The organism is Pandoraea pulmonicola (assembly GCF_000815105.2).
GTDB lineage: Bacteria > Pseudomonadota > Gammaproteobacteria > Burkholderiales > Burkholderiaceae > Pandoraea > Pandoraea pulmonicola.
Window position 1 is genome coordinate 5,270,573 of the sequence record NZ_CP010310.2, and the last position, 12,206, is coordinate 5,282,778.

A 12,206-nucleotide genomic window follows, 5' to 3' on the forward strand; every position below is an offset into this window, starting at 1 on the left:
GCCGCTGGTTCAGGAAACGAGATGGCGTATTGTCGCACGCCTGTCGTGCCTACGACGCCTTCCCGCCCGGCGCGCTGCTGCGACGCAGCGTCGCGTGTCACGGCCCGGCGCTATACTTCCGCGCAGAGTGAAATCAGATACAGGGAGCCGTCCAATGCGCCTCGATAACGAGTCCGAAAGCCAGAACGTCGAAGATCGCCGGGGCGGCGGTTTCGGCGGCCGCACCACCATCGGCATCGGCACGATCGTGGTGGCGCTCGCCGCCTCCTACTTCTTCGGCATCGATCCGCGCGTGATCATCCAGGGCTCGCAGATGATGCAGGGGCAGACGCCCTCGCAACCCGCCCCGAACGCGGCGCCGGCCAACGATCCCAAGACCGTCTTCACCCGCAAGGTGCTCGGCAACATCGAGCGCACCTGGACGACGGTGTTCCCGCAGCAGCTCAACCGCCAGTATGTGGCGCCGAAGCTCGTGCTCTTCACGGGTGCGACGCCCACGGCCTGCGGCACGGGCCAGACGGCGATGGGGCCGTTCTACTGCCCGGGCGACAGCAAGGTGTACATCGACCTGGCGTTTTACGACGAATTGCGGCAGCGCTTCGGGGCGGGCGGCGACTTCGCCCAGGCCTACGTCATCGCCCACGAGGTGGGCCATCACGTCCAGAATCTGCTGGGCATTTCGGAGAAATTCGACGAATTGCGGCGCCGCATGAGCGAGACGCAGGCCAATGCGATGTCGGTGCGGCTGGAGTTGCAGGCGGACTGTTTCGCGGGGGTTTGGGCGAACAATGCGGCGAAGGCGAACGATCAGTTGCTGGAGCCGGGCGACATCGAGCAGGGTCTGAAGACGGCCGCGGCCATTGGCGACGATCGTTTGCAGCAACAGGCGCAGGGCCGGGTCGTGCCGGAGTCGTTCACGCACGGCACGAGTGCGCAACGCGTCTACTGGCTGCGCCAGGGCCTGCAACATGGCGATGTGCGCAAGTGCGACACGTTTTCGGCCAAGCAGTTGAGCTGAGTCAGGCTGGCGCTCGCCTGCGGGGCGCCCAAGGGTTCGGGGGACGGAACGGGTACAATAGCGGACTTTGCGCGACGCAGATCACCGGCGCGACGACCCGACGCCCGCCGCGGCATATACGGCGGTACGCGGTGCAATCATCGGATTAGACAGGATTTAGCATGAGCCTCAAATGCGGCATCGTCGGTTTGCCCAACGTGGGTAAGTCGACCCTTTTCAACGCACTGACCAAAGCGGGCATCGCCGCCGAGAACTACCCGTTCTGCACCATCGAGCCGAACGTGGGCGTGGTGGAAGTGCCGGATCCGCGTCTGGCCAAGCTCGCGGAGATCGTGAAGCCGGAGCGCATTCTGCCGGCGACGGTCGAATTCGTGGACATCGCCGGTCTGGTGGCGGGCGCCTCGAAGGGTGAAGGGCTGGGCAACCAGTTCCTCGCGAACATCCGCGAGACGGACGCCATCACGCACGTGGTGCGCTGCTTCGAGGATGAAAACGTCATCCACGTCGCGGGCAAGGTGAACCCGATCTCCGACATCGAGGTCATCAATACCGAACTCGCGCTGGCCGATCTGGGCACGGTCGAGAAGGCGTTGCAGCGTTACACGAAGGCGGCCAGGTCGGGCAATGACAAGGAAGCGGCGAAGCTCGTGGCCGTGCTCGAGAAAGTCGCGCCGGTGCTCAACGAGGCGCGTCCGGTGCGCTCGCTCAAGCTCTCGGACGACGAACTCGCGCTCATCAAGCCGTTCTGTCTGATCACGGCCAAGCCGACGATGTATGTGGCCAACGTGAAGGACGACGGCTTCGAGAACAACCCGCATCTGGATGCGGTTCGCAAGTACGCGGAAGCGGAGAATGCGCCGGTGGTGGCCGTGTGCGCGGCGATCGAAGCGGAAATCGCTGACATGGACGACGCTGACAAGGCGGAGTTCCTGGCGGACATGGGCATGGAAGAGCCGGGCCTGGATCGCGTGATTCGTGCGGGCTTCAAGCTGCTGGGTCTGCAGACGTACTTCACGGCGGGCGTGAAGGAAGTGCGCGCGTGGACGATCCACGTGGGCGACACCGCCCCGCAGGCGGCGGGCGTGATCCACACCGATTTCGAACGCGGCTTCATCCGCGCGCAGACCATCGCGTTCGACGACTACATCCAGTACAAGGGTGAACAGGGCGCGAAGGAAGCCGGCAAGATGCGCGCCGAAGGCAAGGAATACGTCGTGCACGATGGCGACGTGATGAACTTCCTGTTCAACGTCTGACGGATTTTTCGGAACTCAGGAGCGTTCGGTAGCGCTTGGTGGATTGAGCGAGTCTTTTAAAAACAAGGATTTGCGAAACAATACGGTCTGCTGAGCGTTCCTATTGTTCATCGAAGTCCAGAAAATTCGGGGGTAGCGTTGGGGGTACTCGTGTTCAACCGTGGGGGTACATCTCCCCGCAGTGGAGTCCAACGATGCCCGAAAACCTACTCACCGACCTCAAGGTCAGGTCGGCCAAATCGACTGTTCGAGATTGGAAACTTTCAGACGGCGGGGGCTTGTTCCTGCTGGTCAAGCCCGCCGGCGGCAAGCTCTGGCGGTGGAAGTACCGCCTGCAAGGCAAGGAGAACCTCTTTGCCATTGGCGGCTTTCCTCAAGTAAGCCTTGCGGAGGCGCGCGCGGTTCGAGAGAAAGCGCGTGCCTTGGTCAAGCAAGGCATCCATCCTGCCCATGAGCGGCAACAGGTCAAGCAGCGCCACCTGGAAGCACTGGAGGAACGCAAACGCGCTCGTGAAAGCTCGTTTGCCAAGGTGGCACAAGCGTACCTGGCCGAGATCAAGCCAGTCTTTGCGCTCAGTTCCTACCGCACGAAAGAATCCCGCATCAGGAAGTACCTGTCGCCCAAGTTTGATGGGATGCCGATGAGCGACATCGGCGTGAAGCAGAGCGGATACCGGCCTGATGCAATTGAACGGCAGCTTGCCCACGTGGAAAGCAACAAGGTGCGGGCGACGTACAACAAGGCGCTGCTGTTGGATCAGAGAAGGACTCTGTTGCAGGACTGGGCGGACTATCTGAGTGCGGCGGAAGGCGGCGTCACGGCATAGGGTCGATTTGGCTGGGTGTTGCGGAGCGAATCCACAGGGGCGGCCTTTCCTTTTCTGGATAGGCCTGTTGCCCTTGAGTGCCGTTCCCTTGCCATTTGCCTTGCCCTAGGTTGAACCTGGAAACGGGGTAAACAATAGAATAAATGGGGTAATTTATAATTTACTACCCCATTATAGTTCGTGTTGTCTATCTCCTTCCCGGTCAGCCATGCTGGCCCCTCACGACCGCTCTTGTGTTCGGGAAATGGGGTAGTCAAACACCGTTAATGAGGCATTCTTAGAGACAATACCCCATTTAATGGCTATGATTACCCCATTTAGATAGCCTAGGCTTACATTTCCATGCACTCGCTCACACCCGAGTACCTTGCCGCGCTTCGCTTCGATGGCACCCAGGCCGCCACGTTGCGCACACTTGGCGAGTACCAGGGTAAGCAGCAACTCTACGCTGCGCAGTCGCCCGAAGCCCTCAAGGGGCTACGCCAGATCGCGGTGGTGGAGTCCACCGAGTCATCCAACCGGCTGGAAGGTGTCGTCGTCGCACCCTCGCGGTTGAAGTCTCTGGTCATCCGCAACGCAACGCCAAAGAGCCGCTCCGAACAGGAGATCGCCGGCTACCGTGATGCTCTGGCACTGATCCACGAGTCTGCCGCGCACATGCTTTTCAGTGAAGGCGTAGTGCTGCAACTGCACACCCTGCTGTACCGCTACATGCCGCAGGCGGGCGGGCGCTGGAAAGCCACCAACAACGACATCATCGAGCGTCACCCAGACGGCACCTCACGTCTACGCTTCCAGCCGGTCGCTGCGCACCTGACGCCCATGGCTATGACCGACCTGACCGGGCGCTATGCCTCCGCGCTGGACCAGCACCTGGCGGACCCACTGGTCCTGGTGCCACTGGCGATGCTCGACTTCCTATGCATCCATCCTTTCCCGGACGGTAACGGCCGTATGTCACGCTTGTTGACCCTGCTGTTGCTCTATCACTTTGACTATGCCGTTGGCCGCTACATCAGCTTGGAACGCATCTTCGAGGAAACCAAGGAAGGCTATTACGAGACGCTCGAAGCCAGCTCGCAGGGATGGCACCAGGGACAGCACGACGTTAAGCCCTGGCTCGACTACTTCTGGGGTGCCTTGCTGCGGGCTTATCGTGAGTTCGAGGAGCGTGTCGGCACCATCGAGCGTGGCCGTGGCAGTAAAGGCGACCGGGTGCGGGCGGAAGTCCTGGGGCGCAGTCTGCCGTTCTCGATTTCCGAAATTGAAGAAGCTTGCCCAGGCGTGAGCCGGGACATGGTACGGCTGGTGCTGCGGGCGATGAAATCGGAAGGGTTGATCGAATCAACGGGCAAGGGACGAGGGGCGAAATGGAAGCGCATTACGGCAGCCGGCCCTGATAGCACGATCAACGAAGATCAATAGAGGACGAGACGATGGATGTTTTCTCACTCAGAAGCCAGTTGATCGAGGACTATAGCCAGTTCGCGAGTTCTTTCACTTCCATTCGGGCGGAAGATATCCGCTCGGGCGTTCATGCGGCCTATGACGGCGGTCGTTACTGGCCGGAGCCGCTGATACAGATCAATCCGCGCTATCGCCAGGGGCGTTCGACACAACAGCTTGCCGCCACGAACGAATTGTTGGCGGCAACGGCCGCCCTGTTTCCCATTGACCTCTACAGGCGATCGCGTTCTCCGCCCGAGGCGAGAGTTACGTAGTGACCACAGGAACCGGCTCGGGCAAGTCGTTGTGCTTCTTCATCCCGATCGTAGATGCGGTGCTGCGCGCCAAGGCCCACGACAGCATGCCCAGAACGCGCGCTATCGTGATCTACCCAATGAACGCTCTGGCCACCCGATCCACCTGGTTGTTTTCGTGGCCGATAGACCCTTGCAGAAGCGCGGACAGACTGGCATCGAGTGCGCAGGCTTGTTGAAAGTCCAGGGCGCTTTCGTGAACCTGATACAGCTCGCTGAGCACATGACCGGTCAGAGGGTCGCGGTGCTGCCCCACCAGACTGATCCACCCCGTCAGCCGAAGCACGACGAGGACACGCCGGGCCGTTTCGTACCCGGCTCGCTGCCCCAGCGGGGTAGAGGTGAGATAGCGGCGCAACTGCCCCAGATTCGCCAGCGGGCTGATGCCCTCGGCAGAGCGCAGCATGCGCAGAACCTGCCAACCATTGCGCTCCAATGGCGTGAGGCGGGCATCGAGCATGAGCGAGGCCGGCGTAGTGAACAGGGCGTCTTGGCCCAGCGGGTTATGGCGGGTGTGATGGTCTGCCATGAGCGTTCTCCAAGGTCTGGGCCACAGCGGCCCGTTCCCCTGCATCTCATCGCGTACCGTTCCATGCGTCAGCCAACAATGCGGTCTGCGCCACAACCGTTTTATCCGGCAGGCGCAGCGCTGGCACCGGCTTCCAGACTGATCTATCATCCCGATACCCCCTTGGGGGTACAACTGGGGGTACTTCCAGCGATTCCCGCAAAGGCCGTGGCGCGATTTCCCCGCGAAACCTAGCGTTCACGGACCTTTGCCAACCGATCAACGTTTAAACGTGTGATCAACGTCTGACTTTGGCGGTGAGGGCGCCGTCGGTCAACTCGTATCGGACAAAACAGGCGTTCATCCGAAAAGACAGTCTGCTGGGGTAAGGGCAGCACAAGTACTTTTTTGTTGGACACTGCCCCTCGGGTACGCCGGCCCAACGAGGCCTCGCGGACCGTCATACGTTTCGGGAATTAGGTAGTCAACCGATAACAGTGAGGTATTTTTGGGCTACCTGAAGATCGTTGGCTGAAAGCTCTTGGTTGGATGCGAGAGAATGGTTTTGTGCCCAAAGGAGTGACATTGCCATGACTGACGAGCCAGCCTCCCTCTCTCCAGTTCCGCAAGGCTACGCCGACTGGCTGGCTGAACTGAAAGGCCGTATCCATACGGCGCAGCAGCGGGCCACGCTGGCGGTCAACCGTGAATTGGTGCTGCTTTACTGGCAGATCGGTCGAGACGTTCTCGCGCGGCAAGTCGAGCAGGGTTGGGGCGCCAAGGTGATCGACCGGCTGGCGCATGACCTGCGTACCACCTTCCCGGGAATGAAGGGCTTTTCGCCGCGCAACCTCAAATATATGCGGGCGTTTGCCGAGGCCTGGCCAGACGAATCATTTGTGCAAGCGGTACTTGCACAATTGCCGTGGTACCACCATCTGGCACTCCTGGACAAACTGTCTGGCCCCGAAACCCGCAAGTGGTACATTGCCAAAGCCATCGAGCACAATTGGTCGCGCAATGTGCTGGTGATGCAGATCGAGTCCCGGCTACTGGAACGAAGCGGCCATGCGGTCACCAACTTCCCGGCTACGCTGCCTGCGCCGCAATCCGACTTAGCGCGAGAGTCGATCAAAGATCCTTATCGTTTCGATTTCCTTGGCCTGACCGACGAGGCGCAGGAGAGGGAGATCGAGGGCGCGCTGGTCAGGCATGTCACCGAGTTCTTGCTGGAACTGGGCGCAGGTTTCGCCTTCGTGGGCCGTCAAGTGTTGCTGAACGTCGGTGGTGACGAGTTCTTCATCGACTTGCTGTTCTACCATCTCAAACTGCGCTGCTACGTGGTGATTGAACTCAAAGGCGGCAAGTTCAAGCCTGAGCACCTGGGGCAATTGGGCTTCTACTTGACGGCGGTCGACACACAGGTGAAGCATCTAGACGACGGCCCGACCATTGGTTTGCTGTTGTGCAAAGGCAAAAACAAAGTGGTGGCCGAGTACGCCTTGCGCAACAACGCCCAGCCACTGGGGGTGGCTGAGTACCAATTGGTCGAATCCCTGCCCGCCGAGTTGCAGACCAGCTTGCCCAGCATCGAACAGATCGAGCGGGAACTGGGCAACCCTACAGATGATGGCGTCGAGGAGTACAAGTAATGCGATGCCCCCTCCTATCCCCCACCTCTCACGAATGATCCGCGCGATCCGCTCCCCCGTCGCGCGATTGTGCGCCTGTACCAGCGCAACGGCGCCCGCGTCGTCGCCCTCGGCACACAAGCGCAGCAGTTCGCGGTGCTCTTCGTGCGAGCACTCGGCATTGCCGGCCGTCTGCCAGGAGAGAAACAGTACCGCCCGAGATTCAGGCGCGCCGTCGCCACCGCCCGCTGAAAGTACGGACGCTCCGCCTTCGCGTAGACTCGCCCTCCACTACAAAACACCCCGGTCATATGCCGGGGTGTTTGCTTTGGAGGCTGGTGAGTCAGCGGCTCAGCAATCGGTTCTCTAGCAGCGTTTGCATGTCCCTTCGCCCGTCGGCGATCAGGAAAATGACAACTTGTTTGCTCAGAATGCGATATATGACCCGATAGGGTTTAAATGCAACTTGGCAGTATTCCTTGATCCCAAGGGATGACAGTTCTCTCGGATAGTTTCCACGCTCGGGCCATTGCGACAGGCCAGACACGGCCTTCATCAGTTGAACCAGCACATGGTCCGCACTCTGCTCACAGTCGAATTCCGAGATGTAGTCGTAAATCGCTTCAAGGTCCCCCTGCGCACCGTCGGTCAGCATCACTTCGTACTTGACCACGATACCCGTCACTCCTCGCCCTTTCGCTTTTTGCGGAGACGTTTGACAACATCTGCTACTGGCGTCACCTTCCCGGCAGCCACGTCCTGATTCCCGAGCGCAAGCAATTTGAGCAATGCCAGCGTCTCCTGGGTTTCCTCATACGAGGCGACGTCCTGGAGCACGGCTTTTGCCTCGCCATTCTGCGTGATGACCAATGGCGATCGCTGCTGCGCCAGCGTCGCGAGGACTTCGGCCGCATTTGCCTTCAGAAAACTGATGGGTTTGACTTGCGTCGAGTAGCGCATTTCCATAATTCCGATTCCCGAATAGGACCAAATATAGTCCTTTTATAGTCCCCGTTCAATGCCAGGGGGCTCCGCCAAATCGAAAGTATGACTATTGGCTCACACTGCGGAGCGAAGGCCATGCTCGAAGACCGCGACGACTTCGTGGAACCACATGAAAACAGATCGATAGCGCAGCATCGGCAAGTGACACGTATCTCAATTATCGGAAGGCACCCGCCCTTGCCTGACGTAACGAGAGGTTACCCGGCCCACCTCGTCGCCCAGCGGTTCTCCCGCGGTCTCCCCCTCTCTATCCCCCCACCCCTCACGAATGATCCGCGCGATCCGCTCCCCCGTCGCACGGTTGTGCGCCTGTACCAGCGCGACGGCGCCCGCGTCGTCGCCCTCGGCACACAAGCGCAGCAGTTCGCGGTGCTCCTCGTGCGAGCGCTCGGCATTGCCGGCCGTCTGCCAGGAGAGGAACAGATACCGCCCGAGATTCAGGCGCGCCGTCGCCACCGCCCGCTGAAAGTACGGACGCTCCGCCTTCGCGTAGAGCATCGCGTGAAACGCCGCATTGCGCGCCACGATGTCGGCCAGTTCGGTTGCCGCCTCCAGCGCGTCGAGCGCCGCCTGCGCCCGCGCGATATCCGCGCGCGAAAGATTCGGCATCGCCAACGCCATCAGCCGACCTTCCAGCAGCGCCCGATAATCGGCCAATTCCAACGCGTCGTCCTCCGTCAACGCCGACACCACCGTGCCGCGATTCATCCGGCTCACCGCGAGCCCGTCCGCCGCCAGCATCGTCAATGCCTCGCGAACCGGCACATGGCTCACGCCCAACACCGCCGCCAGATGGTCCTGACGCAACGCCTCGCCCGGCTTCAACTCACCGCGTCCGATCTGCTCCCGCAACGCCTCGTAGGCGCGCTCCACCGCCGTGCCCGTCCCGGATTCATGACGCATTTCTCACCTCGCCATCAATTTATATATAATTTCGCAAAATTATATATTATTTAAAGACAGGTGACGTCCATGACCCCGGCAAGCCCCTCCTCGCCCCCCTCCCCCGCGTCATCCGCCCCATCCTCCCCTGCTTCGCACCCCACGGCCCCCGACGCCTTCGCGCCCGGCCAACGCTGGCGTCACGTCCTGCTCGTCGGCGTCGGCATCGCGGCGGGATTCGCCTTGCATGCGGCGGGACTGCGCGGCGACACGCTCACTGTCGCCGTCGTCGTACTGGTCTGCCTCGGCTATTGGGCCACCGGCTGGCTGCCAGACATCCTCGTCTCGCTGTTGCTGATGTTTCTGCTCGCCGCCGGCACTTCGCTTGGCGCGAACGTCGTGTTCTCGGGCTTCACATCCAGCGCGTTCTGGCTCGTCTTCAGCGGGGCCGTCGTCGGCATGGCGCTGACGGCGACGGGGCTCGGCGAGCGCGTCGCTTCGCGGCTGGCGAACCACTGCGGGCATGCCTACGGCGTCGCCTTGACCGGCTTCGTGGCCATCGCCTTCGCGCTCGCCGTGGTGATGCCGTCGACGCTCGGACGCATCGCCATCCTCATGCCGATCGTGCTGAGCTTCTGCGAACGCGTCGGGCTCACGTCTGACCGCCCGGGGCGCACCGGCCTGCTCCTCGCCACCGCCCTGGCCAGTTGCGAGCTGTCCACCGCGATCCTGCCCGCCAACCTGCCGAACCTCGTCATGGCAGGCACGGCGGAGACCGTGCTCGGACTGCGTCTGGGCTACGGCGAATACGCGCTCGCGCTCGTCCCCGCACTCGCCATCGTGCGCGGCGCCGTCCTCGTCGCCGTGGCCGCATGGCTCTTCCCGGACCGTCTGTCGCCCCTCGATCGCGCTACGCCCGACAGCGGCGCGCCCCCTACTCACCTGCAGCGCGACGAATGGCGCCTGCTCGCCGCGCTTGCGCTCATGCTCGGCCTCTGGCTCGCGGAGCCGTGGCATCGCGTGGCATCCGGCTGGATCGGCCTCGGTATCGCGCTGCTGTGTCTCGGGCCGTTGCGCCTGGTGAATCCGGACGCGTTCCTGAAGCAGGTCAAACTCGCGCCGCTCTGGTTCGTTGCCGCCATCATCGGCCTGACGGCAGCCGTCGATCACGCGGGACTCGCCGATGCACTGCGCCCCATGCTCGCCCGTCTCGATCTCGCGCAGATGTCGTCGACGACCGCATTGATGGTCCTCGTCGCGCTGTCGATCGCGCTGACCTTCGCCGTCACCTCGAATGCAGCCCCGGCCCTCTATACGCCGTTGATTCCGGCGCTGGCGGCAGGCGCCCCGCTCGGCGTCAAGACGATCCTGCTCGCGCAAGCCGTCGGCGTCTCCACGATCGTCCTGCCGTATCAGGCGCCGCCACTGGTGCTGGCCATGGCGCTCGCCGGCATCGGCATACGCGACGCCACCCGATACTGCGTGGCGACAACACTCGTCGCACTGGTCACGGTCGTCCCCGTCAACGCGCTGTGGTGGCACGTCGTCGGTCTACTGCACCTGACCTGAAACTGCGCGGCAACGACGCTCGCCGCGCCACGGCGGTATATCGTCATGTCGTCGTATTACCGGCCTGCCCCACAGAATCCGGACGACCGACGAACACACCGCACAGCCCTGCCATCGCCCGCACGCGCAGTCACCCGACAAACGCTTTCAAACGCCGGTTTGCCACAACCGCCCTCGTCTCCCATCGGACGTAATGTTTTCGGACAGCGTCTCGTCTAATATGGAATTGCGGTGCGGCGGGGCGCGATATCTCGACATTCGAATCACTACGCCAATACGTCACGACATCACCGCCGCTCACGTCACACCGGGAATGCCCTGCTTGAGACTGCCCCGCGCCGCCCGCGACAATCGATCAAAAGACAAACCGCATCACGCCGTCGCTGTGCAGTCGCCGTAGTCGAATCGCCGTTTGCATGCCGACAGGGGGAGGTTCGTGCATGACATCGAAGTCACCGGCTGCCGTTAAAGGAACGCCGCGCGAACACCGGCACTGGTCTGACGACCGGGCACGCATCCGCCTTTACAGCGGCGCCGGCGTGCTTTGCCTCGTCGGCGTGATCGTCGTGTGGTGGTATCTGCACTTCGTCGTCGCCAACCCGAAGATCGGCCCCATCGGCCTCGACTTTCTGCCGTTCTGGGGTGCCTCCCACTTCGTATTGCAAGGCCACCCGCTCGACGCCTACAACGTCGAGATCATGTCCCGCGCGCAAATCGCCGCATTTCCCTACGCCGGAAAGATGGGCGGCTACATGCCGTGGCTGTACCCGCCGGTCATGATGTTGTTTCTCGCGCCGATCGCGCTGCTGCCCTTCGCTTACGCGTATCTGGTCTACGCCTGCATCGGCTACGGCGTCTATTACGCGGCGCTGCGGCGCACCGCCCCGTGGGGCGACGCCCGCCTGCCCACGCTCGGCTTCCCCGGCGCATTCATCGTCCTCCTCGCCGGACAGATCGCGCTCTACACTACGGCCATCGCCGGCGTCTCGCTGGTGCTGCTGCGCAGACGGCCGGTGTTGTCCGGCATCTTCGCCGGCCTGCTCTTCGTCAAGCCGCACGTCGCCGTACTGTTCCCGCTCGCGCTGCTGTGCGCGCGTCAGTGGCGCGCACTCGCCGCCTGCATCGCAACGGTGATGTTCACCACGGCGCTTGCCGCCGTGGTCTTCGGCATCGAGGTGTATCCGGTCTTCCTGCATGCGGCGGACTTCGCGCGTCAGAACGTCGTCACGGGCAACGCACAGATCGCGCGCATGCCGACGTTCTTCATCACGGCACGCATGCTCGGCGCGCCCGTGGTGGTCGCAGCCATCATCCACGGCATCGTCGCGATCGGCGCCGTGGCGGTGACGATCGACTTCTGGCGGCGGCCCGGCGTCTTCGCGCTGCGCGCCGCCACGCTCGTGTGCGCGAGCACGCTCGTGAGTCCGTACCTCTACGACTACGACCTCGCGCTGCTCGCGCTGGTCATCGCCTGGTATGTCCGCGACGGCCTCGCGCGCGGCTGGCTGCGCGGCGAACGCGAGTGGCTCGTCGTGCTCTGGCTCACCCCGCTGTTCGGTCTGTTCGGGGTGTTGCACATCGGCTTCCAGTTCATGCCATTCATCACGTTGACCACGCTGATCATGCTGTGCCGCCGGCGTCGGCGTCTTGCGCATATGCCGGACCGCTCCGACAGGTTCGACATCCACGCCGACGATGCCGCCGCCCGCCCTCCGACCGGCACCACACCTGCGTTCACGAGGTAATCGCC

Annotated in this window: 13 protein-coding genes and 1 pseudogene; 9 read left to right on the forward strand and 5 right to left on the reverse strand. The window is 62.4% G+C overall.

Annotation, left to right across the window (positions count from 1 at the left end; genetic code table 11):
• Positions 1-154: 154 nt before the first annotated feature.
• The 6 genes from ypfJ to RO07_RS26680 all read left to right on the forward strand — a co-directional run bounded on the left by ypfJ (position 155) and on the right by RO07_RS26680 (position 5,040).
• On the forward strand, positions 155-1,018 hold the full coding sequence (gene ypfJ, locus RO07_RS22695) for a KPN_02809 family neutral zinc metallopeptidase (protein WP_039406105.1): 864 nt from the start codon (positions 155-157) through the stop codon (positions 1,016-1,018).
• Positions 1,019-1,179: 161 nt separating this feature from the next.
• Positions 1,180-2,274 carry a redox-regulated ATPase YchF gene (gene ychF, locus RO07_RS22700; protein ID WP_039406106.1) on the forward strand — a complete coding sequence of 365 codons (1,095 nt, stop codon included), beginning with the start codon at positions 1,180-1,182 and terminating at the stop codon, positions 2,272-2,274.
• A gap of 194 nt (positions 2,275-2,468) precedes the next feature.
• Positions 2,469-3,101: an integrase arm-type DNA-binding domain-containing protein gene (locus RO07_RS22705; protein WP_039406108.1), complete on the forward strand. Its 633-nt coding sequence runs from the start codon at positions 2,469-2,471 to the stop codon at positions 3,099-3,101.
• Between the two features lie 342 nt (positions 3,102-3,443).
• Entirely contained in the window at positions 3,444-4,526 is a 1,083-nt protein-coding gene (locus RO07_RS22710) for a Fic family protein (protein ID WP_039406115.1), read from the forward strand.
• Positions 4,527-4,537: 11 nt separating this feature from the next.
• The gene (locus RO07_RS22715; protein ID WP_039406117.1) at positions 4,538-4,822 is read left to right on the forward strand and encodes a hypothetical protein; all 285 of its coding nucleotides are present in this window, start codon (positions 4,538-4,540) and stop codon (positions 4,820-4,822) included.
• Positions 4,822-5,040, forward strand: a complete 219-nt coding sequence (locus tag RO07_RS26680) for a DEAD/DEAH box helicase (protein WP_237171324.1) — start codon at positions 4,822-4,824, stop codon at positions 5,038-5,040. The genes RO07_RS22715 and RO07_RS26680 overlap by 1 nt, the downstream gene beginning before the upstream one ends.
• Here RO07_RS26680 and RO07_RS22720 read toward each other — a convergent pair.
• Entirely contained in the window at positions 4,935-5,390 is a 456-nt protein-coding gene (locus RO07_RS22720) for an STY4528 family pathogenicity island replication protein (RefSeq protein ID WP_237171325.1), read from the reverse strand. The genes RO07_RS26680 and RO07_RS22720 overlap by 106 nt on opposite strands.
• A 569-nt stretch (positions 5,391-5,959) precedes the next feature.
• Here RO07_RS22720 and RO07_RS22725 point away from each other — a divergent pair.
• The gene (locus RO07_RS22725; protein WP_039406119.1) at positions 5,960-7,021 is read left to right on the forward strand and encodes a PDDEXK nuclease domain-containing protein; all 1,062 of its coding nucleotides are present in this window, start codon (positions 5,960-5,962) and stop codon (positions 7,019-7,021) included.
• Positions 7,022-7,147: 126 nt separating this feature from the next.
• Here RO07_RS22725 and RO07_RS26965 read toward each other — a convergent pair.
• The 4 genes and pseudogenes from RO07_RS26965 to RO07_RS22740 form a co-directional block, all read right to left on the reverse strand.
• Positions 7,148-7,210, reverse strand: a pseudogene (locus RO07_RS26965) (hypothetical protein); the annotation flags it as partial.
• Between the two features lie 133 nt (positions 7,211-7,343).
• Positions 7,344-7,673 carry a type II toxin-antitoxin system RelE/ParE family toxin gene (locus tag RO07_RS22730; RefSeq protein WP_237171326.1) on the reverse strand — a complete coding sequence of 110 codons (330 nt, stop codon included), beginning with the start codon at positions 7,671-7,673 and terminating at the stop codon, positions 7,344-7,346.
• Between the two features lie 8 nt (positions 7,674-7,681).
• The gene (locus RO07_RS22735; protein ID WP_039413356.1) at positions 7,682-7,960 is read right to left on the reverse strand and encodes a type II toxin-antitoxin system Phd/YefM family antitoxin; all 279 of its coding nucleotides are present in this window, start codon (positions 7,958-7,960) and stop codon (positions 7,682-7,684) included.
• A 198-nt stretch (positions 7,961-8,158) separates the two neighbouring features.
• The gene (locus RO07_RS22740; RefSeq protein WP_052266814.1) at positions 8,159-8,908 is read right to left on the reverse strand and encodes a GntR family transcriptional regulator; all 750 of its coding nucleotides are present in this window, start codon (positions 8,906-8,908) and stop codon (positions 8,159-8,161) included.
• A gap of 69 nt (positions 8,909-8,977) precedes the next feature.
• Here RO07_RS22740 and RO07_RS22745 point away from each other — a divergent pair, with 69 nt between their 5' ends.
• Both RO07_RS22745 and RO07_RS22750 read left to right on the forward strand, forming a co-directional pair.
• A complete protein-coding gene (locus tag RO07_RS22745) occupies positions 8,978-10,456 on the forward strand; it encodes an SLC13 family permease (RefSeq protein WP_084072763.1) in 1,479 nt (492 codons plus the stop codon).
• Between the two features lie 440 nt (positions 10,457-10,896).
• Complete coding sequence (locus RO07_RS22750; RefSeq protein ID WP_084072764.1) at positions 10,897-12,201, forward strand: glycosyltransferase family 87 protein; 1,305 nt, start codon at positions 10,897-10,899, stop codon at positions 12,199-12,201.
• The last annotated feature ends 5 nt before the right edge of the window (positions 12,202-12,206 follow it).